This is a genomic window from Bacteroides salyersiae (assembly GCF_031172035.1).
In the GTDB taxonomy this organism is placed as follows: Bacteria; Bacteroidota; Bacteroidia; order Bacteroidales; family Bacteroidaceae; genus Bacteroides; species Bacteroides salyersiae.
The window spans coordinates 3506329-3533048 of sequence record NZ_CP133452.1 but is presented as its reverse complement, the minus strand read 5'-3'; the positions used below and the strand labels follow the sequence as shown (position 1 = coordinate 3533048).

The window sequence follows — 26720 nt, the reverse complement described above, 5'->3', positions numbered from 1 at the left end:
AAATCAATACTTTTAATGAAAAAATGCGTCATTATAATCCTTACCTTTTTATATATAATACAAGGAACTGCAAAAGATACCCGAGAAATAATCATACGTGGTGACAGTGCTTTCCCACCTTATGAATTTATAAACGACAAAGGAGAACCGGATGGTTTTAATATTGATCTAACCCGTGCCATTATGGACGAATTGAAGCTACCCTACGACCTGCAACTGGAAGATTGGTCGGATATACTTCAGCAATTCGAAAAAGGAGAAATCGATCTGATTACCGGCATGGCAAAGTTCGAATCTCCTCAAAACGGCCCGTCCAAACTGAGCAAAGCCCACAGCTATATAAACTACAAATTCGTCTGCCGGAAAGATGCCCTTATCCAACATACAAAGGATTTATCACACAAAAACGTTATCGTACAAAGGTATGCCCTACCTCATAAAAAGTTAAAAGACATGGGATATGATTCCCATCTTATTCCGGTTGACAATATGATGGAAGGATTGAATATGCTATCCGAAGGTAAAGGTGATATGGCAATATGCCTTGACAACATGGCGCAATACATAATTTACAAAGACGGACTAACCAATCTTAGTATTATAGATTCCGAATGGCCATTACAAGAATATTGCTTTGTAGGTAGTGACACCCAATTATTAGAACAAATAAACTCAGCCCTTCTGAAATTGAAGAAAAACGGAGTATATGACCGGATACATGTGAAATGGTTGGGAGAAAAGCCGACATTCAGTATTCCTACATGGTTATATTTCCTTTTGGGGGCTCTATTACTCACCGCACTATTGCTATCCATCTTCGTCACAATCTATAAAAAAAGAGCCCAAAAGGGAGAAATTCTACTTAAAGAAGAAAATGAAAAACTCAATGCTTTATTACTCGAAAACAAAAATTTTCTAAACCGATATCAGACAGTATTCAATACTACTCTGGTGGGACTAAGCTACTATGATAAAAAAGGTATATTGGTAAGCGTCAATGATGAGATGGCCAGATTATTTCAAATGGATAACAAAAACAAATTGCTGAAAGAACAACTATCCATATATGCGAACCCTGTTTTGCGAAATCACGGTATTATAGACGAGCAAAACCAAATTCACGAATTTCATGGTATATTAAAATACGACATGCGTAAAGAGCAATGTCCGCAATACTTCGCCCGCTTTACCCCTTTCGATCAGATATTCTACTTCAAAATGGATGTTACACCCATAAAAGACCAGGAAGGAGAGCTTATCGGTATTTTAATTACAGCCATAGACCGGACGGCCGAGGAAAAACATGAACGGCAAATGGCCGAACAAGAAGCAAAACTCAATATGGCAATGAATGCAGGCAATGTCACTGCATGGATTTACGAACTGCACACACAAGAGTTCATGTTACGCGGCAATATGCGCACTGAAAAAGGACTCAATATGGAGAAGTATTTAGGCATGCTCCATCCGGACGATCGCATAATACAAAAAGAGCTATTCGATACAATCTTACATGGACAAAAAGAATCAGCGGAAACCGTATTCCGTTATATGCACGAAGACGGCACTTATCACTACTACGATAGTCGTATGATATCCAAAAAAGAAGAAGACACTGTGACAGCCATATTGGGAACCCAGAAAGATATAACACAAGAAGTACTTAACAACAAAATTCTGAATGACACGATTGAAAAACTCCGTTTCGCCATTCAGACGGCAGGTATGGCCATGTGGGAATATAATTGTGACACACAACTGTTCACCACATATAATGAACCGGTAGCAGATTACAAGGACGGTGCAGTAATCTCCATGAGCACTTACGACTGTTATTCACAAAAAGACGACGAAAATCTGGAACTAATTGAAAAAGCAGCGGGTATCGTAAAAGACAGGAAGGATGAATCTTACAACTTCATTGTAAAAATGAAGACCAAATACGATTCGGATTGGCAGTATTGTACAGTACGCGGTGTCCCTATGGAGAAAGATAAAAATGGAACGGTCATAAAGTATCTGGGTGTCAGATTAAATATCACCGAACAAATCAATTATCAGAAATTTTTGGAACGGGAAAAAGAAACCGCCCAACAAGCCGATAAGCTGAAATCTGCATTTTTAGCAAATATGAGCCATGAAATCCGTACTCCGTTGAATGCCATCGTAGGCTTCTCCGAACTGCTTCAAACCACAGAAGACGTTAATATGCGAAAGGAGTTTATGAATATCATCAACAATAACAACGAACTGCTGTTAAGGCTTATCGGTGATATTCTGGACCTGTCGAAGATAGAATCGGGACTTATGGAATTAAAGTTGGAATCTTTCGATTTGGCAGATACATACAAAGAAACCTTTATGGCTCTGAAGCAACGATGTACTAATCCCGAAGTAGAGTTTATCGGCCATAATCCCTACAAGAGTTGCTTGGTAAAACTGGATAAAAACCGTCTGGTGCAGGTAGGAACGAATTTTATCACCAACGCTATAAAACACACTGACAGAGGTCGCATCACTATGGGATACAGTTACATTGACGGAGGCATAAAATTATATGTAGAAGATACCGGACATGGTATACCGAAAGAAAAACAGCACAAGCTATTCCAACGTTTTGCCAAGCTCGACGACTTCACGCAAGGTACCGGTTTAGGATTAGCCATTTGTAAAGCAATCACTGATGCACAAGGTGGTAAGATCGGTATGGAAAGTGACGAAGGAAAAGGAAGTAAGTTTTGGGCCTGGTTTCCTTGTGAAGCAGAAATTGAGAGATATGAGGAAACGGAAGAAATTGCAGAGGATATCCTAAGAATGGGGCATAATCCGACTCTTAGCACTTCACAGGAGTCTTGTACCAATGATGTTCAGAAGAAATCCATATTAGTAGCCGAAGATATCGACAGTAATTATATGCTGGTAAAAGCCCTCCTTAAAACATCTGAATTAACCCGTGCCTATACAGGTAAAGAAGCGGTGGAACTTGCATCAAGCCATCATTATGATGCCATTCTGATGGATATGAAGATGCCGGTTATGGGTGGTTTGGAAGCTACCCGGGAAATACGGAAATTCGATACGGAAACTCCTATCATCGCCGTTACTGCCAACGCTTTCGAGTTCGACAGAGAAGAAGCCATGAGGGCAGGATGCAATACGTTCATAACGAAACCCCTCAACAAAAAAGAATTGAAAGAAGTATTAGGTGACTAAGAGGCTGTTTAAATTTTGCTCAGTATTATTCTTAAGAGAAAAAATTAAACAGTCTCTAAGAATTAAGTGATTTTATTTTATGTAAATGGAAATATCTCTTCATAAACAGAATATAAATAACGCTTAAAAGCAGTATAGCTCCCCCCATGTACCAATAGCCATTATTTTGATAGTCATTATTCTGAAATAAAAGATAGCCTATTATCACCAATGCCTGTACCAGCATATATACAGATGAAACCACCATATGAGGGATCTTCAGTTCATTCGCCATAATCTGATACAGATGTTTCCGGTGTGGCAAACCGATATTCTCGTGAAGCATCAGGCGATGGATTATCGTCAGTACACTATCCACACCGTATACGGCCAACAGGATAATCCAACTGAAATCCTCCGTCCGGATAACTAACTTGCCAATAAAGAATAACAGAACGAATGCAATGCAGACAGAACCGACATCACCGGCAAAACACTTGGCACGTTTCCGGAAATTGAAGAAGTTGAAAACAACGACACTGCAAAGCACCGTCAGAATAAAACCCTGTTCGACGAAAGGAACGACCGCCTCATTGATGTAAGCAAGGGCTACGAGAACAACCAATGAATATCCGCCGGTGATGCCATTGATGCCATCCATGAAATTGTAAGCATTGATGATACCCGTACAAACGATCAATGCCACAAAAAGCGTCCACCAAGGGAGTGAAAACAACCCCCATTGATAGAACATCAAAGCCATGGCGGAGAAATGAAACACCAGTCGGAGTACCTGTGAAGTGGAACGGATGTCGTCCACAAAACTGATAAAGGTGATCAATGTCAAGGCAAGCATGAACCAGGGGTATTCAAAATGGCTCGTCAGAAAATAAGCCAATACACCAAAATAAAAGATGATCCCTCCACCACGCAAAGTAATGCGGGTATGAGAACTACGTTCATTCGGCTTGTCGATGATATTACATTTATCAGCGATACGGAAATAAAAAAGTTCTGCAAGGAAGAGCAGAACCAGGATTATAATATAGTACATTACTCGTTTTTATATATCCAATAAAACCATAGTTGAATTGCTATAAACAAAAGAATTACAATTCCTAACCCTACTGCAATCATCCAATTCAACATATCAATCTATTTTAAAGTTCTCTAATACGCTTGTAGGCTTCCAACCCAACTCTTGTATTGCTCGTGCATTACTAAATGTTAAAGTTTTTGTTATTTTACTTAGTTTACAAGAGTTTATCGGGGCTTTTCCACCTAAACAATCGCCTATAGTAGCCAGACTCTTTGCTAACCAATATGGAATTGAGAATGGCATTGATTTTCCCAATTGCTGACTAATAACAGACTCCAATTCCCGAAATGAAGGATGATATGTATCACACACGTTATAGATACCTCCTTTTTCTGCCAATAATGGAACTAAGTTAGCAACATCTTCTACCATCAATACACTTTTTTTTGCTTCACCTTTCCCAACACTAAAATACTTACCACTACGCATTCCGTGAATCATTGCCCCTAAATTACCGGGAGGATTAGGCCCTGCTATCAATGAAGGACGAATAATGCCTAATGTAACGCCATGCATGTTACACCAACCCTGTAAATAGCGTTCTGCCTGCTTTTTGCTCTCAGCATAGGGAGTCGTACCATTTAGGGGATGTTCTTCTGTTATATTCTCACCGAAATCACAACCATATACAGCTACTGTACTGATAAAAATTAATGCCCGCGGAACTCCTACCTTTTCCAATGCAGAACAAAGGTTCTTGGTTCCTTGGAGATTTACATCAAAAAAAGCGTTCTTTTCTTCATCAGTCTGTGGAACCGAATGAGCTTTACCTGCTGCGTGAAGAACAATATCATATTGTTCATTTAAAATCAGCCCCTCCTCTACTAAATTAAACATGTAAGTATCATCCGGAGTCAATCCAACAGTTGAAATATTATAATATCTTTTTAATAAAGGAAATATATTATTTCCTAGAAAACCAGAAGCACCAGTAAAAAGAAGATTCATAAAAATATTATTGAAAAAATTGTTTCAACTTTGGTATTAAGCGATAAAATGAATAAAAAGGATTAACTGGAAGGTTGTTTTTCTGAAATGCCTTAATACATTCAAGATTACCCTGCTTTATATTTACCCAATTTTTACTGGTAGTACCTCCTAAACGCATCCTTACTAAAGGCTCTGGAAGATAGAATAACTTAATACCATTTTTCTCAATAAGCCGCAACATTAATTCAAAATCTGCTGCAAACTTAAAACTCAAATCAAATATTCCATATTTCTGATACACCTCTCTTTTTACATAAAAAGTCGGATGTGCAGGATGCCATCCTTTTGCAAAATCCCGTTGCCTTCCAGATACCCAATGACGAATAATTTTAGAAGTGTCAAATCGAGAAACATAATATAAATCTGCATATACTGCATCTATCGTTTCATCAGTTTCAAAACACCTCACTACCTTTGCTATTGCCGTTGGATCCGCTAATAAATCATCAGAATTAATTATACCTATAATATCACCTGTTGCATAATTGAATCCCTTATTCATAGCATCATATAATCCACAATCCTCTTCACTTACCCAATGCATACGTCCAGAAAATTGAGGCTCATATTCTTTAATTATATCCATTGTGTCATCTGTTGATAATCCATCAATAATAATATACTCAATATCATCATAAGATTGAGAAAGGACTGATTGAATAGTATCGCGAAGTGTCATACCGCTATTAAAAGTAACAGTAATAAGGGAAAATTTCATCATTAGAAATATACATTTAGAGTTTATGGGAAGTAAAAATATACTCCAATTAAGAATGGAGTTATCAGAAACTAAATATCTACGTTACTTAAAATTAAACACGCTATTTTTCAACTTACATTTATATCCATATCGTTTAATAGAATCACATCATTTTTTGTTAATTTATGCTGAAATAGCGATATATGTTTCTGTAATATGCTGTCATCCCAACTCCACCAATCAAGATCTTCCAGCTCATTTATTATATCTTGTGAATAACGAAAACGGATAATACGAGCAGGCACACCTCCTACTATGGCATAAGGAGGTACATCTTTTGTTACGACAGCTCCAGCCGCTATTATAGCACCATTACCTATCGTTACTCCTCCACAAATCATTGCACGGAATCCTATCCAAACATCATTTCCAATTTCCGTTTGTAAACGATTGATAGCATGATCACATTCTACCCAAGAATGTCCCGTTGCATTTTTTCTTTCCGTAAAAATAGGAGAGGTAGAAAGATTGTCAATTGTATGCGTCGCTAAGCCAATGTAGACTTCACTTGCTATAGAACAAAAAGCACCTATGTGGGTGTCTACAACCCAAGTATTTATCCCTATGTATGAATATTTGTCAACAGAAGAGTTGATAATTTTTGCAAAACGATAGATTCTGGATAATTTATTAATAACTGATTTATGATCCGTAATTGCCACAAAAGAGACAGCCGGATTAAAAAAATTAGACAAAAACCCCATTAAATAATTAATCATTATTACACCTCACCTTTCATTTTTATGATATTAATATAGTTAGTACTATGAAGTAAATATCAACATCCTACTGTTTTTATCACGAAAAATACAACAGTTTAAACATTTACAAAAATCTATTACAAAATCACCATACTACAAAACTAAGACAAGATATATTTATACACAGATATAAATACTCAAAACATTCTTACATCCCTATAGCCTTTTGAGCAATTTCAGAATAGCGGAAAGAAGCTGCTGCTATTTGAGCCTTTTGTTTTAATTCTTTTAGGGTATCTTTCTCTATAATTTTTAATAAAATTTCCTTTATACCTGCAACGGTATCATCTTTTAGAAACAAGCAATTACCATTTATATCTACATGATGCATTCCTTCCCAATTTTTCAATATACAAGGCAATGACAAGCCGACAGCTTCCTCCCATAATGTGGAATGGGTTCCTGGAAAACAAGCTAAATCAGCAGAAACCATATAATTAATTACGTCTTCCGAATTACACCATCCAACATAGTGCATATTTTTAGTTAAAAGTCTATCAAATTCTTCTTTAAAATCAGGAATAACAACTCCAAAAATTATTAAATGTATTTTTTCATCATTTATTTCTGAAAAAGCTTGCATCAATTTATGTGTGTTTTTTAAACGATCTATTTTCCCACCTGTGATAATAACTAAATCCGTAGTCTTTATTCTCAATTTATTTCGAATGTCATTCTTTATCTCTTCTTTATTAGACGGTATAGCATCATCATCCACACCTAAAGGCAGTAATTCTATTTTTTCTCGAGGAACAGAATAAACATCGTATAAAAAATCACACCGTATCGGAAGTACTCCATATACTTTTTGATAATAAGGAAGTAACATTTGTGTATAATGTCTCCATATTATTTTGTGCAAAATATTTTTAGAAAGAAAGTTTCTTGCAGAATTAATCCAATCAGCATGAGAATCTGCAAAAAGGAAAGTTCCCGGATGTTCTTTCATGTATTTCTTCACATATTTTGCATCACCAAAGCTAGTATTATGTACGAAAATTATATCTGGCTTTTCACTTACTAACAAATCATAAGTATTAGAATAGAATCTCAATCTTTTGTATAATATTCTAAAAAATCCCTTCTTGTAATCTATTCTAATGACCTTATAACCATCTCTATTACATTTATATTCTCCTTCTTTCAAGTAACATCTCATTCCATTTTTATCATAAGACACCAATGAAGCAATAACAGTTACATCATATCCAAGTTTTACATGATATTTAGGTAACATGTTTTCTTGATATGAATATCCATCAATATAAAAGCTACTCAAACATAAATGTACGATTTTCTTTTTAGAGTCTTCCATCCGTAAATTCCTTAGGTAACATTCCCTTTACATCATAGATAACACCATTCTCACAAACAAACTTTTTAATATCTTGAGTAATAAATTCTTTATGTCCAACAGCTAAAATGACCGCATTATAATAATACTCTTTTAGTAAACCGATTTCTTCCACAATTTTTATATCATACTCTCGTTCTACATCTTTTGCCTTAGCCCATGGGTCACAAATTGTTATGTCATTCGTGTACTCTCTCAATGTACTATAAATATCCATTATCTTAGTGTTTCGGATGTCAGGACAATTTTCTTTAAAAGTGATACCAAGTATCAATATCTTTGAATCTTTTACTATCACCCCCTTTTTATTCATACATTTAATAGTTTGATTAGCTACATATGCCCCCATACCATCATTCAATCGTCGCGCAGCAAACATGATACGCGGAAGTACTCCATAAACCTGAGCTTTTTGAATTAAATAATATGGATCCACACTGATACAATGCCCACCTACTAAGCCCGGCTTCATTTTTATAAAATTCCATTTACTCGACGCAGCCTCAATAATATCATTAGTATCAATTCCCATTGCATTGAATATTTTCGCCAATTCATTCATAAAGGCAATATTCACATCTCGTTGTGAATTTTCAACAATTTTCGAAGCTTCCGCGACTTTTATCGAAGACGCTTTGTGAGTACCATTCAAAAGGACCGAATTGTATAGATCATCAACAGTGTCGGCTATTTCAGGAGTAGAGCCAGAGGTTACTTTTTTAATTTTATCCACTGTATGTTCTTTATCACCAGGGTTTATACGTTCAGGCGAATATCCTGCATAAAAGTCAACATTCAATTTTAATCCGGAGACCTCTTCAACTATAGGCAGGCATTCCTCCTCTGTTACTCCTGGATAAACTGTTGATTCATAAATTACGATATCACCTTTCGATATCACCTTTCCTACAGTTTCACTTGCCTTCCATAAAGGTTTTAAATCAGGACGGTTGTTCTCGTCTACAGGTGTAGGAACAGCTACTATATAAATATTACAATCTTTTATATCATCAAGAATTGTAGTACACCTAAAACCGCTATTCAATGCAGATTGTAATAAATCATCAGATACCTCTAAAGTTACATCGTGACCATTATTTAATGCATCAACGCGCGCTTGATTCATATCAAAACCAATGGTCTGGTATTTTGTAGAAAATAGCCTTGCTAAAGGCAATCCTACATAACCTAATCCAATAACACAAATTTTTTTCATGTTCAATAAATATTTAACAATAAATTAATCAATGTATAAGCACTTTCTTACTTTATGATTAGTAAAGGCCAATAATAATTCATTTATGTAAATTAATCACTAAAAAGACGTCAATATCATTGTAAAGAATAATTTATACAAATATTATTTTACTAAAATAATCAATATCGAATCGTTGAATATTTGAGACAGATTATTATCAATATCAGCCCACATGACAACAATGTAGTAAAAAGAGAAACATTTAATAAAGACAGAATAGAACCTAAACAAAGAATAAAAACAAAATCAGTATTGTGGCCTTTTGAAACTTTATTTAAATATTTCAATAAAAAATAAAAGAGGATTGAAACTAATAATACACCCCAAATCCCCATTGCAGCAACTCCATCTGTTGCTAAAAAATTCGCATTTGCATTCATTGCATCATCCGCATTCTCTCCTGAATACCCGCCCCATACAGCTTTCCCCAAAGCATCTTCACCAAATGGATATCCTCCAAAAATACTGTTAACAACATTTATATGCGTATAATATGTATGTAATTTTGTTGTCTCAAAGAAATCTATGTAAACAGTATTCAGTAAAGCAGAGATTCCTAATGATCTCATCAATAATATAGCTGAAATAACGAAAAAGACAGAAGAAATCGATGATTCAGAATGTTCAGTCAATTTAAACAATGAAACAACTAACAAAAAGAAAAATACAATTAATGGAAATAAATATTTAAATCCTATATATTTTAAACACCAATAAAGACCAAAAGCAAAAAGCGGAGAAAAAAGAGTCCCTTTAGTAGCTGTAGCCATATAAATTAATATTGCCATCAAAACACCTATCAACACAAACTCCTTTTTTTTATAAACCAATCCTATTGAAAGAAATAAAGGACGAAAAAAATTAGATATCCATAAAATAAAATATCCAATTAATGGAAAACGAGAAAGTTTCGCCCCATAATTATCCACTCTTAACTCATATATTTTACTAAAAGAAACCAAACGTAAAGAAGATCCATAGTAGATTACAACAAAAAGTAACATAATTATTCCTACCCAAAGGTAAAATTTGATAGGTATATAATTTTTTTTTAGTATAACAACTTTACCACTATCTATATCACTGAGGAAAAAGAGAGTCATTCCCAAAAGAAAAACAAGCTGGTATTTTATAGCCAATTGAAAATCCACAAAATAATACTGGATCATTATTATAGTAGGCAGATATACCAAAATGTAAATTAAAATAGAAATAAGGTTTGAAATAACTTTCTTGTTTGAATAACATAAAATAGGTAATACAGCAAATATATTTGATGTAATTATTCGAATACCATCACTATTATTATTGTAATAGCCAAAATATCCCCATAATGGAACTAAATAATCTGTATATATAAATCTAAATATGAAAACATATAATATCGCTGTAACAAGACTTACATAATCAGTCCTGAATATTCTCCCAGAGTTAAAAAACATATATGAACTACTTTAAGATTGAAAGACGTTTACTTATCATTTTTCGAATATCTTGGTGAATAATATAAAACGACTCCCTCATGTGCCAACTCTACCAATCTATTATAAACATATTGAGCGTTATAACTTGAAATATTCAAATTAGATAGTTTAGCCATTTTATAGTTATTACGATCAAAATATTTCCTAATTATATATCGAGTTAGAAAATGATCCGAACGTATATTAATTTTTGAATTTTCGCACAAGGATTCATAACTTTTCATTTCTCCATCTATATCCTTATATCTATTTACAACTTTTTGGTTAGTATAGAATTTAGAAAAATAAGGTTCGTTTTTGTACAATGTTGCTTCAATAGTATGAATTATAGTACCTAATGAATAATGAGGTAATCCTAAAATAAAAATTTTAGCGTTAACATCTTTCAATTTATAAAAGGGAGAATATTCATCAAAGCAAATCAATGATTTATGATGTTCACCAACAAGATATTGAGCATTAGGTCCCACTGCACATGCGGAATGTCTCACATTAGCACTTCGTAATACATTAGGATAATTTCTAAATGTTTCTGCCAACATACCAGCTGCAGTAACACTTCTTCTCACATCAAATATTTTATTTCTTCTCAAAAGAGGATAAGCAGGCATCATTAAGGTTCCAGTATCGCCTATAACTTCTAAAATACCGTCTATCAATTCATTTTCATTCCCTAAATAATTATAGAAAGAATCCCAAGCTGCCTGTATGAATACTGTATCACCTTTTTTTAAACCTGTTTTTTTTAGAAGATCAATTAATTCATTCGTTGTATATTTTTTCTTCCATATATATTTCCCAAAACGGATATTCCATCTCTTTAGGATATTCAATGTCGTCAATGGTTCATTTTTACTAACAAGAAGGATTTTCTTTATAACATTTTTTAAACTCATATTATATGATTTTTAGTAACATAAAATCAATAACCGTTCTTAATTATAGCGCCATGTCCCGGACAAACTATTGTATCGTCTTTTATTAGTCCCAAAATACGTTCTAATGATTTTTTAGCTTTCTCTTTATTTGAACGAGGAAGATTTGTCACTAATTTAACATTAGGTATGTAAGAATCGCCTGTAAACAAGTAATTATTTAACATGAAAGACAAGCAACTTTCATTGTGCCCGGAAGTATCGATTGCAACAATTTTATTTCCATTATCCAGATCAACAACTTCATTATCACTAAGAAAAATCAAATTTTTACCCTGATAAACGAAAGACTGATTGTGATAATAAGATAAATTCATTTTATCTGAGTATAATCCTGTTGCAATAATTTCTGTCGCAAACACCACTAAACCGGGAAATAAATAAGTCAAGCTATTAAGACCATAAATATGGTCAAAATGATAATGCGTGATAAATACGCCTTTTACTGAACATTTCTTAGGAAGTATTTCTACTATTTTATCAATGTCACCGGGATCAATTATCCACGCATTATCATTCAATTCAGAAATAAGTATAAATGTGTTTGAATAAAAAACATCATTTATAACTCTTCTAACCTGCATTTATTCTAAAAAGTCGAGAATATCACCCACCGTTTTAAATTGTCTTATTTGCTCTCCTGACAATTTCTTTTCAAATTCTTCATCACACATAACAATCAGTGACAATTTACTCATTGAATCATACTCACTTATTTTAGACAATAAATCCGATTCTTTTAAAGAACCAAGTTCTACTTCAAGAACGTCCTCAATCATGTTCAACTTTTCTTTACGTGTCATAGTTTTCTAAAATTAATTATAAATTACATACACAATCCACCATCAATTCGAATTGAAGTGCCAGTGATAGTATTTGTTGCATCACTCAATAAAAAAGCTACTAAATTTGCAATTTCCCGAGGTTGAGTATTTCCTAAAGGTTGTTGTTCATTGGTCTCTCCACCAACAGTCTGACTAATTATTCTTGCATTAAGTGCCATTGGAGTGTCTACAACACCTGGCATTATTGTATTAACTCTTATATTTTTATGTATCAATTCTTGTGCAAAACAACGAACAGCCGCATCCAATGCCGCTTTCGATACACAATATTCTGTTTTTGCCTTATATCCTTTAATACTGGAAACTGAAGAAATAGCAACTATACTACCACCGAAAGCAAAATTATTCTTTTTTGTAGCCAATTTCACAAGCTCCACAAAAGAATAAAAATTCACATCCATTAAATTATCAAAGCCTTCTTTCTTTAACACATTCAGTGGCTTGCGGCTACTAATTCCAGCGCAATGTACTAAACCATCAATACTTCCATATTTCAAAACAATACCATTAACAACATCAGACAATTCATTCAAATTAGCCAGATTAGTTATAATTCTACAATGTTTTTCTCCAGAAAGTAAAGATAAAGTTTTATCTAAACCTTCCTGAGATATATCTAACATTATAACACGAGCTCCCTGTAGGCTGGTCACTATAGCTACCTCTCTACCAATGCCTGATGCGGCCCCCGTAATAACTATTACCTTATCTTTAAGATTAATAATATTATCCACCCTTAGTTACTTTTCAGTTTTTGTACTAAACTCCAAATAGATTGCAAAGAGTTAAAATTATCCGGGTCAAGTTCTGCAATGCGAATCTGTACCCCAAACTCGTCATCTAACTCAGATATAATAGAAACCACATCAAAAGAATCTAAAATGCCGTCATCAATCAGCGCTGTTTCCGTCTCAAAATCCACATCAGGACGTATTCCCTTTAACAATTCCAATAATTTATCCATATCTTTCATTTATTTTTTAAGTTTAAGCATTGATATAGTTGATTTATTTACGTATCTAAATCCCTTTTTTTGATACATATTTATAGCCGTTTGATTCTGCTGTTGTACCCATAAAGAAAAACGCACTTTGTTATTATTCATATTTTCTTTTATATAAGTATCCACTAAAATATCTCCAAGGTGTTGCCCTCTGTATTTATCCAATACTGCAACATGCCCTAACCATACCCGATTGTTAGCGCTATAAAAATGTAAAGCACCTGCATGTAGGTTATTTTTATAAGCTATGAGGATTTTCCTTTCATCCAGCAATTGACATATCTGCTCTCGTGAAATATAGTCACCAGAGTAAGGGTCAAAAACCGAATTAAACAACTCACAAGCAAACAATGCATCTTCCAACTCAGTTGCGAAATCAATGTATATATCCCTTGTTGCTCTTGATTCTACCCGCAAATCACGATATTGAGTTTCATATTGATCCCGTATCAAATGAGTACTAAAGCCACAGTATTCCCAGTACTTAATCTCGTTTACCGGATAATATTTCTCTCCGCGATATAAAATCTCTAATACGAAATCATCGAAAATGTCAAATAACATTTGTTCGGCGGTATCGTTTATATAATAGTACACACGAAAACATTTGTCTTTTTTTACCAAGAAACAGGAGTTCTGTTGGGTGCATATTGCATATAACCGATCTTCACGAATTAGATTCTCATATTCATCAAGCATTAAATAATTATTAGTCAAACAATTTCTGATGAAATATCGATCCCTTATATTTTCAACCTGTGATATATCAGTTATCTTTATGGCTTTCATACATTTTCTTCAACTTTACACGATCCACCTTGCCATTCAAATTATGTGGCATCTCATTCAGATGCCAGATTGAATTGGGAAACATGTATTTGGGTATCTTAGTCTTAATATAGTTGATGATATCCGATTCCTCCCCGGTAACGGTTGTATAATACAAGACTATTTTTTGATTATCAAAGTCATAAATACAGGCTGCATTGGTAACTTCAGGCATTGAATTGACAGCAACTTCTATTTCTCCAAGTTCTATCCGGTTACCCATGTGCTTTATCTGGAAATCCTTGCGGGAAACGAACTCAATCTCCCCACGTTCATTATACTTCACGATGTCACCTGTACGATATATTTTATCTTCATACAGATTATGCAAAGGATTCTGGACAAAGACCTCGCGAGTCTTCTCCGAATTATTATAATAACCCAACGCAACACCCGTGCCGCGTACACACAATTCACCGGATTCACCTTGTGCCACCAATTGGTTATCCTCATTCAAGACAAGCACTTCCATATTTTTACAGTGGGTACCTATGGGAATGAATTCATCATCATCGAACTTTCTGTTCACAATATAATAAGTACAATCAACCGTTATCTCGGTAGGTCCATACAAGTTAATAAAACTTGTATCGGGCAAACTGTCCATCCAAACTTTCAGTTGTTTTGCCGGCATGGCCTCACCTGCAAAAAAAACTTTATTCAAATACTGCGGACGTGATTCATCAAAAATACGACTATTACCAATCAAAACAACGGCGGAAGTCGCCCAAAGAATGGTTGACACTTTATGTTCATTGAGGAATTTGACCAGTAGCTTAGGGAACGTGAAATACTTCTTCCCGATTACAGTCAATGTGGCACCGGTCTTGAGTGTAATATAAATGTCCTTAACCGAACCGTCAAAATAAAACGGGGTCTGATTGCCCAACACATCCGCATCCGTAAAGCCAAACGTCTCAACCAGCCATTCGGCCAAATCTATAGCACCGCGATGACTTATTACAACACCCTTAGGAACTCCTGTCGAACCACTTGTAAATATAGCATACAGAGGATCAAGGTCTATCATGCGGGAACGTACTTTCTTTAATTGTTCATCATCTATACAGGATTCGGCAACGTCTCTATACATTAATCTCTTGCCTTCAAAACCAATGGAATCCAATATATTATTTTCCGTATCGGTTACAGTTATGGCGACAATAGGATTCAATATATCAACTATCAATTTCAAACGTTCGTCCGGCATTTTACAATCAATAGGAACATAAAAGTTTCCACTTTTAACAACGCCCATAAAGCCGACCAGTCCCTCTATCCTACGATCGACAAAAACCAGAACAGGCCTACGAACCGCTCCGGAAGCAATACCACAAATGGCCGTTCCAATACTTTCCGCTTTCTGAAGCCATTGAGAGAAAGTTATTGAGCTATTATCATCAACAAGGGCTACCTTATCAGGAAAGCATCCCGCTGTTTCTTCCAAATAATCTAATACGTTAGTTACCATTTATTAAAGAGTTGTATATAATTGATTGGGATCAGTAAAAATACCTTCTTCAAATACACTGTCATCTTCTATGACAGGAAGAATATCAGCCGTATCAATATCAAAAGAAGCAACACCCCAAGAAAGGCCGATACCAAAACCACATGAGAGCACTCGGAGATTCTTACTGTCTGTGGAATGACCATATACATCACATAACGTGACAATAGCAGAAGCACCGGAAGTATTTCCATAGCGATCCAGAGATATGGGTAGTTTTTCCAAAGGAATCTTCGTCTTCTTCGCTATTTGTTTTAAAATATAAAGATTGGCCTGATGGAAAGCGTACACATCGTAATCATCTACAGTGGTGCCGGTATACTTCCAAAAATCCTTGATTATACGTGGTACATCAAAAACTGTAAATGTGAATACGGAAGTTCCTTGAATAAAGGAGTTCAAAAGAGTACGTTCATTACCATCCTGACACAGGACTACTTCATTGCTGGCATGTAAATTACGGTATCCGCCACCTGGGACAATCATATATCTGTATCCACTACCATCACTGCGCAATAACGCCTTAACAGAGCTATCGCCTTCTTCCGTTTTTTCAAATAGCATCACCGCACCGGCTTCTCCGAACAACATTGCAGAACTGCGATCGGTCGGATAGACAGACTTGCCTGCCGTATCCCCAACAAACAATAATGCCCTCTTTGTATCACTGCAATTCATTATGGAAGCCACGACCTGCATACCGTAAACCAAAGACGAACATCCCAAACTGACATCAAAAACAACAGCTTCCGTAGGAATACCCAAACGGTGTTGAAGAATAAAAGCCGTGGAAGGGCGGCGGTAATCAGGACTGTGTGAGGCGAATATCAAGACGCCAATTTCACTTCTGTCTATCCCCTTTTTATCCAGCAGGGAACAAGCTGCCGTATACCCTAAATCAGAACATGTTTGATGTTCTGAAGTACGGTGGGAGGCATGCACACCGGTCATATCCATAAACTTGTTTACCTCCTCCTCACCAAAAGTAGGTTTATAAGAGTCTGTACGTACAACATTTTTAGGAACAGCACAGGCTATGCCTGAAACTTTTATATTATTAAAACTAAAATATGACATATATCTATCTATTAGTTAAAACCTCATTAGAAAATTTGTAAGAAAGAAAAAGTAAAAAAAGGTACGCAGTACTGCGTCCTAATGAAAATATAAATATCGTATCATAAAAACTTGTAAAATAAAGACTACCCAACAAAATAGAAATCACAGATATTGATACGAAATAGATTTGCCAATACAAGTTATATTTCAGTTTTTCTGTTATAGTCAAAACACCGGATAAAGACATTGCTACAAAATCTAACGCTATCATAGGTAGCAATATTTGAGCTATTTCACCGGTTTCCAACCATTTTTCCCCAAGAACCAAAGTGAAGAAATGAGGTAAAACAGGGTATACTCCGATTGAACAAACGAATGTTACTATGAATAAAACAATAAACATTTTTTTAAATAAACCCCTAAACGAATTACCTCCCTTATATATCTCATTCGCCTTTTGTCTAAACACATCCCGGATAGAAATACTAATTACGTTTACCGGAATCATCAAAGCACTCATGGTCATAGAGAAATGCCCTAAGTCACTTCCGCTATAATACTTTCCCAATAATAAGACAGGAACCGCTCCCCCCACAGTATTCAATAGCTGGGCAGGCATAGTAAACTTTGGAAAGTCTTTAAACCGTCTGGCCTGCGTAACTATTTGTTTTAATGATATACTCTTTAATAAATGCAATTCATGAACATACATTCGGTGCAAACAGACAAATGCGGTCAATGCCCTACCTGACAGATCGCCAACAATTAATCCTGAATTAAAGAAGCGGAATACTCCAAATACCAATTTTCCACCAGAAACCATAGTGGAGCTTACTATTTTATTATATGACAATCGTTTATACAATTTATTCCGTACACACCATTCATTATAAACATTAAAAACATTTATAAACAAGGCAGACAACGGGCAGATCAATAAATAGAATCCACTTTTTTCTATTCCAAGAAAATCTTTAATAGAACCAATAAATAAACAGACGAAAATTGATATCAGCAACAGCACAATTAAACTAACCGCAAAAACTAAGGCAATTAAGTTTATTGATTTCGTTTCATTATCTGCTATTAAAATAGCTGATTCGTATTTTCCTGTTGATATGACGCACAAAATGGATGTGATTGCCGTCAGGGTGGCTAAAAAGCCAAAATCATCCGGAGAATATAATCGAGCCAATATTGGGTATATTATCAATGGCAAAAATTGTGCAATACTTGTACCTAAAATTAGGATAAAAGAATTTTTTACCAGAGAACTATCCCTATATTTTTTTAAAAAGAACATTGTATGACAAATATCTTATTTACACATATCATTGATAAAAATATATCAATGTTTAAAAAAACGGTAAATCGATTTTTTTAGACGTTTTATTAACCCGTCTTGGCGTTCATGTTCTTTACCATAGCCGTAACCATAACCGTAACCATAGCCATAACCATAGCCATAACCTTTACGCTCATAAGAAACTCCATTCAACACTACGGACATATTATGCAACTGCTCTTCACGATACATCTTTTCAAGTTCAGGTAATTGACGGCGATCCATAACACCTGATCGAACCACAAAAATGGTAAGATCGGCTACACGGTTTACAATAGAGGCGTCGGCAACCATACCGGCAGGAACATTATCGATTATAACATAGTCATAACGTTTACGAAGCTCACTGACAAAACGATCCAAGCGTTCACTCAATAAAAGTTCGGCAGGATTGGGAGGTACAGGACCGGAGAAAACAATGTCCAGCTTATCATACTCCTCACTTACACCTATAATATCATTTAAGTTATCCGTTCGCCCTGAAAGATAATGAGTCAATCCCATACGCCCCGACACATTTGAAAAGATGCCGCTTAACGTTCCTTTACGAATATCAACATCAACCAAAACAACTTTCTTATTCGTTTGAGCAATACTCATGGCAAGGTTGCTGGAAACAAAAGTCTTACCCGCACCGGGATTGGCGGAAGTAAACATAACTACCTGCAGATTATTCGATTTCACACGCATGAACTCCATGTTCGTACGCACAATGCGAAATGCCTCGGAAACAGAATCACGGCCACTCTCACGAACAACAATTCCATCTGCATCTTCCCCCTTCTTACTGCCATGACGGGGTATATCACCCAAAAAAGGAATGGTTAAAACTTGATCCAATTCCTTACGAGTACGAACCTTGGTGTCTGTTACATTCAATAACCACAAAACTCCCATGGGAATAACAGCACCCAAAGCAACGGCAGCCAAAAGAATCATCATTGATTTGGGAGCTACAGGTTTATTACTCCCCGAAGCAGGATCAATAATACGGGCATTACTTTCAGTAATCGCTTGCGTTAAAGCATTCTCTTCACGTTTATTCAACAGGTAAAGATAAAGTTCTTCTTTGATTTTTTGCTGTCGTTCTACGGTTAGAACATACTTCTGTTGCGTAGGGACAGCTTCAATACGCTTTGTTGTTTGTTCTTCTTGTTCACGAATATTTTTTAATTGAATATTAAGCCCGACAATTAAGTTATCTACAGAACGAATAATTGTTTGCTTCATCGCACTCAAAGAGTTATTCAAGTCAATCACGATAGGATTCTTATTACTGCTGCCGGTTATTAGTTTATCACGCTTCAACAGCATATCATTATATTCCTTAATCTGAGATTCAACACTATTATCCGAAATTCCCGTATTGGCCGGTATCAAATCGGAATTTTTCTGAGGATCAACTAAATATTCCTTAATATATTTCGAAATACTTAACTGGTTTTCTAAACTAAGGCCTTCTTGTTTATAGCGACTCGTATTTTGCAGATACATACCTGTCTCAGAAGTAATGTCTGTCAACTGATTCTCACGCTTAAAACTTTCAATATTGGCATCTACACTGCCCAGTTCACGTTCTATTATAATTAGCCTTTCATTAATAAACTTAGAGGTATTGACAGCAATCTGATTTTTATCATTAATGACATCCTCATTATAAACGGCAATAAGCATATTCAGGATGTCTTCAGATCGAGCTGTAGATACATCGTCCAGGACAAGGTTAATGATCGTTGCGGTTTTGCTGGCAAGAGAAATTTTTATTCTATTTTGATAACCTTCAACAACCTTTTCCATATTTGATTTAACAACATAAATAGGCTTTGCATAGAAAGCATCTGTATAGTATAAGCTGGGAGTTATGACCACTGTACCGACAGGAGTGGAAACTGTATCGTTTAAATGAACATCTATCGTTTCTGTAGAACGAAGTTCTTCATCGCCGATGGTTAAAGTTAAATCGGAAAGCTTCACTGTAACAGAATCAACAGGAGTCACTTTCATTTCTATAACCTGTCGTTCCTCTGATTCTGGAAATGAGACCGTTATTGGAGAATGGGTATAAAGTTCATCATCACGTAAACCATTCTTTACTGTATAGCTCATATCCAAATGCAGACGACGAGCAACTTTTTCCATCAAATTGCGAGACTGAAAAACAAGTACTTCATTATCCACATTACGTTTGCCACCGAAAAAAGAAATATCTGCAAAAGCGGAAGACTCACTCATATTTCCTCCCTTAGAATCGTCTCGGATAAGTACAGAAGCCTTACGACTATATACTTTAGAAGAGGATTTCAAATAAAAAAAAGCAAAGCCTATACAAATTAAAACAGACAGGACAAACCAATACCAATTGACAAAAATAAGACGAAAAATATCAATAAGATTTATTTCTAAATCTTGTTCACGAATATCATTATTATTTTGTGATTCTGTATTCATTTCGTTATTTTATTCCAAAAATTATTTAAACATAGTTACTAAAAGGGAAGTAATAGACGCTAATACGGAGACAGCAGACAACCATACTCCAACCGAATTGTTCGAATTTATACGGCTTTGACCCGTCTTTGCCTTATTAGGCTCTACGTAGACAATATCATTCTGTTGTAGATAATAACAAGGGGATTGGAAAATATCCGAAGAACGTAAATCATGATATAAAATACGACGCTTGCCATCCTTCTCACGAATCACAGCTACTCGGTCACGACGACCATAAATAGTCAAATCACCGGCCATACTCAAAGCCTCTAACAAAGTGATACGGTCACCGGAAATATCGAATGTACCCGGACGAGCCACCTCTCCCATTACAGAAACTTTAAAGTTCAGAAACTGAACGGTAACAATTGGATCCTTTATTAAATCCTCATTCATTAGCTTTTGCTTAATTAGCTCAGTAACCTGCATACGGGTTAAGCCTTCTACATGTATTTTACCCAGAATAGGAAAATCAATATCGCCATTCTGATCAACAAGATAGCCCAGTAAACGTTGTTGAGTAGTAGTTTGAGCACCTATCTGAAAAGTAACTACAGGCATATTAAATGGTAATGCTAACTCTGGATCCTTACTATTCACAAGGATAGCCAATAGGTCATCCTTATGAATAATCACTTCGTAATTCTTATCAATATTCTCTTCTTTTATTGTGGCAATATCCTGTAAGTAAAGTACCTCTTTAGGGGCCGAACAAGATACCAATAAGGTAATCAAGCACAATAAAAAATAATGTTGAACTTTTGTATTCATAAAAAACACTTATAAATTTTCACTTAATTTATTTCTCTCCCATTTCATCCCACGGATAAGGATTCTCTTCCAAAGCCTTTAGCTGTTCCACAACCTCACGCTCCTCGTCTGTCAACTTACGACTTTCCCAACTATCCATAATAGCACGAGCCTCCTGAGCCAATTCTCTATCAAAAACTTCACCATAACAGGCAACCAATAACTGACATTTCAATAAAGAGGATTTCAGATGTTCAAGCACTTTCCAACTGCGTTCGAGAATAACCTGTATTTTCTCTTCCTTATCACCATTATTATAAATAGTGGCATTATACGCTGCCAAAAGAGCTACGCAAAGAGAAGCTTCCTCTTCGGAAGTACTGCCATGTTCACAACTAAGAGCTTCCGCATAATTATAGACATCTGCATTAAGCTGCTGAAAATGATCGGCATAAATAGGTTCCCCATCCAAACCGAGACAAAGAAGTTCGGACGCAATGCAATGCAATGCATCTATTTCGGACTGTAAAGACATAAATAGATTGACGATTATTCCCTATGCGATCATGACCATCATCCGATTATAATACATAGGTACGTTGACAATTAAGAATTTACGGAAGGTTGAATTATTTTTCAACCATATTTAAATTAACTGGTTCTATTAAAGAGGGGTGAATAAAGGCAGTGGCTATCGCCATAACGCCTTGAATGGAAACAACTACACGACGGTCTCCCTTTACACGAACAAATTCTCCTTCAACACCTTCGAAAAGCCCTCCGGTAACACGAACACGCTCTCCCTTCTTAAAGGTGATGGTAGTGGGATCGAGATACACAACTTGCTGATCATGGCTACCGGCAACAGCAATAAAACTGCGCATCTGAGTTTCCGGTATGGTGATAGGCTGGTTGGTTTCCCTGTCCATAATATAACGAATAGGCAATTGAGTACCCGCAGTCGTTTTCATTTCATCAATTTGAAGTCTGGAGGCATATACGAATACTAAATTATGAACGACAGGAACCAATTTACGTATTTTCCTCTCCCCCTTAACCACATATTCATAACGCATGGGAATAAAGTTTTCTATATTCCGATCGTCAAGATATTGTTTAAATGCGAGTTCACGACTATAGGTAATGCGAAGAGCATACCAAGCTAAACCGGTAGATTTATTCACAAATGGATATACTTTGGGGACATCGGGATAAAGAAATATTTCCCGATCAAGTGGATTAATTCAATTATTATTGATCTTGTATTCATTTACTTCTATTCATTCCCCTATCCCAGGTGGTCAGATTCAAAAAGTATAGAATCACACAGATGTTCTTTTTCGAAGCGCAAAGATATAACCTTTTTCTATATATACAAAGTGCTTTATCAAAAAAAATGTTCCACAAGATTCAATACATATATAACAGTCTGAATAATAAAGCTATAAAGTCTATGATTTTCATCTATGTATCAATCACATAAAAGAGAGATTCCAAACAAGAGTCTGTGAATCGACTCCGAACACATTCCTTTTCTTTGAATTGCAGACAAAACATGGGAAGAAAAATCTCTTATCATTCGGTATAAACTTTCAATTGTCGGGTAGAAAACTATTATTCCCTCTTTTTATAATCTACGATTTAAAGCTTTGGTTTATATTTCACTGAAGACTACTTTTCCTTCTATGGAGAGATACTTATTTTAGGAAGAGTAACAATAATGAATAAAGTTATGCCGACAGGATATGCCATAAAAAAAGCTGCGTGACAGTGGTCCGTCACGCAGCTTCTATTCAAAAGTATCTCAATCTCAATAAAGATTACTTATATTCTTCCCAGCTTTTTATAGCAATATCATCAATACTCATCGTACAAAAAGCACTGATAAATGCGCTTGCCAAACGAGCATTGGTAATTAACGGAATATTCAAATCAATAGCTGCACGACGGATTTTATATCCGTTGTCAAGTTCTCCGGCCGTAAGATTCTTCGGAATATTGACCACCATATCTATCTCCTTATTATGAAGCATTTCAAGAGCCTGCGGGTACTGATCCGTCTCGCTCGGCCAGTAAACAAGTGTACTTTCGATACCGTTTTCCGCAAGCGTACGATGTGTTCCTCCGGTAGCAAAAAGTTTATAACCCTTATCTACCAGCATACGCGCAGCTCCCATCATATCTACTTTCTGCTTCGGAGTGCCGGTAGACAGAAGAATGTTCTTTTTTGGAATACGGTAACCCACGGAAAGCATCGCTTTCAGAATTGCACAGGAAGTATCACTTCCGATACAACCCACTTCACCGGTAGAAGCCATATCTACCCCCAGTACGGGATCAGCTTTCTGCAAACGGTTAAATGAAAACTGAGATGCTTTGATACCGACATAATCGAGTTCGAAAAGATTTTTCGAAGGTTTCTCTACCGGAAGACCGAGCATCACTTTTGTAGCCAGTTCGATAAAGTTGATCTTCAACACCTTGCTGACAAACGGAAAACTACGCGAAGCGCGAAGATTACATTCGATCACCTTGATGTCATTCTCACGGGCCAGATACTGGATATTGAACGGACCGGAGATATTCAGCACCTTTGCAATCTCACGACTGATACGCTTGATACGGCGAACCGTTTCTACATAAAGTTTTTGCGGCGGGAATTGAATGGTCGCATCACCGGAATGTACGCCGGCAAACTCGATATGCTCACTGATAGCATAAGCGATAATCTCGCCGTTTTGAGCCACAGCGTCCATCTCCACTTCTTTGGCGTGCTCGATAAACTGGCTTACCACTACCGGATGCTTCTTTGATACATTGGCTGCCAGTTTGAGAAAACGTTCCAATTCTTCTTGGTTGGAACAGACGTTCATAGCCGCACCACTTAACACATAGGACGGCCGGACAAGCACCGGAAAACCGACTTCATCGACAAATTCATTGATATCGTCCATCGAAGTAAGTTCTCGCCAACGGGGCTGATCTACCCCGATGCGGTCGAGCATGGCAGAGAACTTCTCACGGTCTTCGGCATTGTCGATGCTCTTGGCAGAAGTGCCGAGTATATTGACCTTCTGCGCATCCAGCCGCAAAGCAAGATTATTCGGAATCTGACCACCGGTAGAGACAATGACTCCATGCGGATTTTCCAGTTCGAGAATATCCATCACACGCTCGAAGGTCAGCTCATCGAAGTAAAGACGGTCGCACATGTCGTAATCGGTAGATACTGTCTCCGGATTATAATTGATCATGACGCTGCGCCAGCCTTCCTTGCGGATCGTATTCAACGCCTGCACGCCACACCAGTCGAATTCAACGGAAGAACCGATGCGATAAGCACCGGAACCTAACACAACGATCGATTTACGATCGCCTAAATAGGTTACATCATTGGCCACACCACTATAAGTGAGATACAGATAATTGGTCTGTGCCGGATATTCGGCGGCCAAAGTATCGATCTGCTTTACAACCGGAAGCACACCTACACTTTTACGATGCTTGCGGATAAAAAGAATGCCCTCTTCCATATCGCCTTCATAGCCGATGGCACGGGCTATCTGAAAGTCTGAGAAACCTTGCCGCTTGGCTTGCTTCAACAGTTCGAGAGGTAACTCTGCGATCTGTTTATGATTGTTTCCCCAGCTATGCAACTCTTCGGAAGTACGCATGATGTTCATCAACTTCTGAAGAAACCACTTATCTATTTTCGTCAGTTCGTGCACCTGATCGATCGTATAGCCGGCACGGAAGGCCTTAGAAATAACAAAGATACGTTTATCCGTAGGTTCCCGCAACGCTTTATCGATGTCGGCGATGACAAGTTCCTTGTTTTCTACAAAGCCGTGCATCCCCTGCCCTATCATGCGAAGCCCTTTCTGGATAGCTTCTTCAAAAGTACGGCCGATGGCCATCACCTCACCTACCGACTTCATGGAAGAACCCAACTCTTTATCGACGCCATGAAATTTACCTAAATCCCAACGGGGAATTTTGCAGACAACATAGTCCAATGCCGGTTCGAAGAAAGCACTGGTCGTTTTCGTTACAGAGTTCTTCAAATCGAACAATCCATAGCCGAGCCCTAATTTGGCGGCAACGAAAGCCAACGGATAACCTGTTGCCTTGGAAGCCAATGCGGATGAACGTGAAAGGCGGGCATTAACTTCGATCACGCGATAATCTTCCGATTCGGGATCGAATGCATACTGCACGTTACATTCACCCACGATGCCGATGTGGCGTATAATGCGAATGGCAAGCTCGCGCAATTTATGATATTCTTTATTCGTCAACGTCTGAGAGGGAGCTATAACGATAGACTCACCGGTATGGATCCCCAACGGATCGAAATTTTCCATATTACAAACCGTAATACAGTTATCGAACCGGTCACGCACCACCTCATATTCCACCTCTTTCCATCCTCGCAACGATTTTTCTACCAGCACCTGCGGAGAGAAAGCAAAAGCTTTTTCCACAAGTACATTCAGTTCCTCTTCATTGTCGCAGAAACCGGAACCGAGTCCGCCAAGAGCGTAGGCGGCACGGACAATCACCGGATAACCTAAAGCAGTAGCGGCACGACGGGCATCTTCCACATTCTCCACCGCTTCGCTCTTGATGGTTTTTACATCGATCTCATTCAGTTTTTCTACAAAGAGCTCCCGGTCTTCCGTGTCGATAATGGCCTGTACGGGTGTACCCAACACTTTCACATTGTATTTTTCAAGAATGCCTTCCTTATAAAGGGCCACACCACAGTTGAGCGCGGTCTGTCCACCGAAAGCGAGCATAATACCGTCCGGTTTCTCCTTCTGAATAACTTTCTCCACAAAATAGGGAGTGACGGGGAGAAAATAAATCTGATCGGCTACTCCTTCACTGGTCTGCACCGTAGCAATGTTCGGATTGATAAGAATCGTTTCTATCCCCTCTTCTTTCAAGGCTTTCAACGCTTGCGATCCGGAATAATCGAACTCACCGGCTTCGCCGATTTTCAAAGCGCCGGAGCCGAGAAGCAATACTTTCTTTATATTTTGTTCTTTCATTAT

Annotated in this window: 22 protein-coding genes; 1 reads left to right on the top strand and 21 read right to left on the bottom strand. The window is 36.8% G+C overall.

The window, feature by feature from the left end:
- The first annotated feature begins 15 nt into the window (after nt 1-15).
- Nucleotides 16-3213, top strand: a complete 3198-nt coding sequence (locus RB604_RS13065; protein ID WP_055295022.1) for a response regulator — start codon at nt 16-18, stop codon at nt 3211-3213.
- 55 nt (nt 3214-3268) lie between these two features.
- Here the strand turns inward: RB604_RS13065 and RB604_RS13060 are convergent, their stop codons facing one another.
- The 21 genes from RB604_RS13060 to carB form a co-directional block, all read right to left on the bottom strand.
- The gene (locus tag RB604_RS13060; protein ID WP_055295020.1) at nt 3269-4246 is read right to left on the bottom strand and encodes an MraY family glycosyltransferase; all 978 of its coding nucleotides are present in this window, start codon (nt 4244-4246) and stop codon (nt 3269-3271) included.
- 96 nt (nt 4247-4342) lie between these two features.
- Entirely contained in the window at nt 4343-5239 is an 897-nt protein-coding gene (locus tag RB604_RS13055) for an NAD-dependent epimerase/dehydratase family protein (RefSeq protein WP_055295018.1), read from the bottom strand.
- Between the two features lie 7 nt (nt 5240-5246).
- The gene (locus RB604_RS13050; RefSeq protein WP_055295070.1) at nt 5247-5999 is read right to left on the bottom strand and encodes a glycosyltransferase family 2 protein; all 753 of its coding nucleotides are present in this window, start codon (nt 5997-5999) and stop codon (nt 5247-5249) included.
- A 110-nt stretch (nt 6000-6109) separates the two neighbouring features.
- A complete protein-coding gene (locus RB604_RS13045; RefSeq protein WP_055295015.1) occupies nt 6110-6760 on the bottom strand; it encodes a CatB-related O-acetyltransferase in 651 nt (216 codons plus the stop codon).
- A 190-nt stretch (nt 6761-6950) separates the two neighbouring features.
- Nucleotides 6951-8117 (bottom strand): glycosyltransferase family 4 protein, encoded by a 1167-nt coding sequence (locus RB604_RS13040; protein ID WP_055295013.1) that lies wholly within the window; start codon nt 8115-8117, stop codon nt 6951-6953.
- On the bottom strand, nt 8104-9372 hold the full coding sequence (locus RB604_RS13035; RefSeq protein WP_172680690.1) for a nucleotide sugar dehydrogenase: 1269 nt from the start codon (nt 9370-9372) through the stop codon (nt 8104-8106). The genes RB604_RS13040 and RB604_RS13035 overlap by 14 nt, the downstream gene beginning before the upstream one ends.
- Nucleotides 9373-9533: 161 nt before the next feature.
- The gene (locus RB604_RS13030; protein WP_055295008.1) at nt 9534-10856 is read right to left on the bottom strand and encodes an O-antigen polymerase; all 1323 of its coding nucleotides are present in this window, start codon (nt 10854-10856) and stop codon (nt 9534-9536) included.
- A gap of 29 nt (nt 10857-10885) precedes the next feature.
- On the bottom strand, nt 10886-11794 hold the full coding sequence (locus RB604_RS13025; protein WP_055295006.1) for an AAC(3) family N-acetyltransferase: 909 nt from the start codon (nt 11792-11794) through the stop codon (nt 10886-10888).
- A gap of 26 nt (nt 11795-11820) precedes the next feature.
- Nucleotides 11821-12417: an MBL fold metallo-hydrolase gene (locus RB604_RS13020; protein WP_055295004.1), complete on the bottom strand. Its 597-nt coding sequence runs from the start codon at nt 12415-12417 to the stop codon at nt 11821-11823.
- A complete protein-coding gene (locus tag RB604_RS13015) occupies nt 12418-12636 on the bottom strand; it encodes an acyl carrier protein (protein WP_055295002.1) in 219 nt (72 codons plus the stop codon).
- 23 nt (nt 12637-12659) lie between these two features.
- Entirely contained in the window at nt 12660-13412 is a 753-nt protein-coding gene (locus RB604_RS13010; RefSeq protein WP_055294999.1) for an SDR family NAD(P)-dependent oxidoreductase, read from the bottom strand.
- Between the two features lie 2 nt (nt 13413-13414).
- Nucleotides 13415-13642 carry an acyl carrier protein gene (locus tag RB604_RS13005; protein ID WP_055295067.1) on the bottom strand — a complete coding sequence of 76 codons (228 nt, stop codon included), beginning with the start codon at nt 13640-13642 and terminating at the stop codon, nt 13415-13417.
- Between the two features lie 9 nt (nt 13643-13651).
- Nucleotides 13652-14470 carry a GNAT family N-acetyltransferase gene (locus tag RB604_RS13000; RefSeq protein WP_055294997.1) on the bottom strand — a complete coding sequence of 273 codons (819 nt, stop codon included), beginning with the start codon at nt 14468-14470 and terminating at the stop codon, nt 13652-13654.
- Nucleotides 14448-15980: an amino acid adenylation domain-containing protein gene (locus RB604_RS12995; RefSeq protein ID WP_055294995.1), complete on the bottom strand. Its 1533-nt coding sequence runs from the start codon at nt 15978-15980 to the stop codon at nt 14448-14450. The genes RB604_RS13000 and RB604_RS12995 overlap by 23 nt, the downstream gene beginning before the upstream one ends.
- A 3-nt stretch (nt 15981-15983) precedes the next feature.
- On the bottom strand, nt 15984-17096 hold the full coding sequence (locus tag RB604_RS12990; protein WP_055294993.1) for a 3-oxoacyl-ACP synthase III family protein: 1113 nt from the start codon (nt 17094-17096) through the stop codon (nt 15984-15986).
- A 4-nt stretch (nt 17097-17100) separates the two neighbouring features.
- Nucleotides 17101-18381 (bottom strand): lipopolysaccharide biosynthesis protein, encoded by a 1281-nt coding sequence (locus RB604_RS12985; RefSeq protein ID WP_055294991.1) that lies wholly within the window; start codon nt 18379-18381, stop codon nt 17101-17103.
- 45 nt (nt 18382-18426) lie between these two features.
- The gene (locus RB604_RS12980) at nt 18427-20871 is read right to left on the bottom strand and encodes a GumC family protein (RefSeq protein WP_055294989.1); all 2445 of its coding nucleotides are present in this window, start codon (nt 20869-20871) and stop codon (nt 18427-18429) included.
- Nucleotides 20872-20892: 21 nt separating this feature from the next.
- The gene (locus RB604_RS12975; RefSeq protein WP_055294987.1) at nt 20893-21684 is read right to left on the bottom strand and encodes a polysaccharide biosynthesis/export family protein; all 792 of its coding nucleotides are present in this window, start codon (nt 21682-21684) and stop codon (nt 20893-20895) included.
- A gap of 28 nt (nt 21685-21712) precedes the next feature.
- Nucleotides 21713-22198: a UpxZ family transcription anti-terminator antagonist gene (locus tag RB604_RS12970; RefSeq protein WP_055294985.1), complete on the bottom strand. Its 486-nt coding sequence runs from the start codon at nt 22196-22198 to the stop codon at nt 21713-21715.
- 94 nt (nt 22199-22292) lie between these two features.
- On the bottom strand, nt 22293-22847 hold the full coding sequence (locus RB604_RS12965; protein ID WP_005923288.1) for a UpxY family transcription antiterminator: 555 nt from the start codon (nt 22845-22847) through the stop codon (nt 22293-22295).
- Between the two features lie 636 nt (nt 22848-23483).
- The gene (gene carB / locus RB604_RS12960) at nt 23484-26717 is read right to left on the bottom strand and encodes a carbamoyl-phosphate synthase (glutamine-hydrolyzing) large subunit (RefSeq protein WP_055294983.1); all 3234 of its coding nucleotides are present in this window, start codon (nt 26715-26717) and stop codon (nt 23484-23486) included.
- Between the last annotated feature and the right edge of the window lie 3 nt (nt 26718-26720).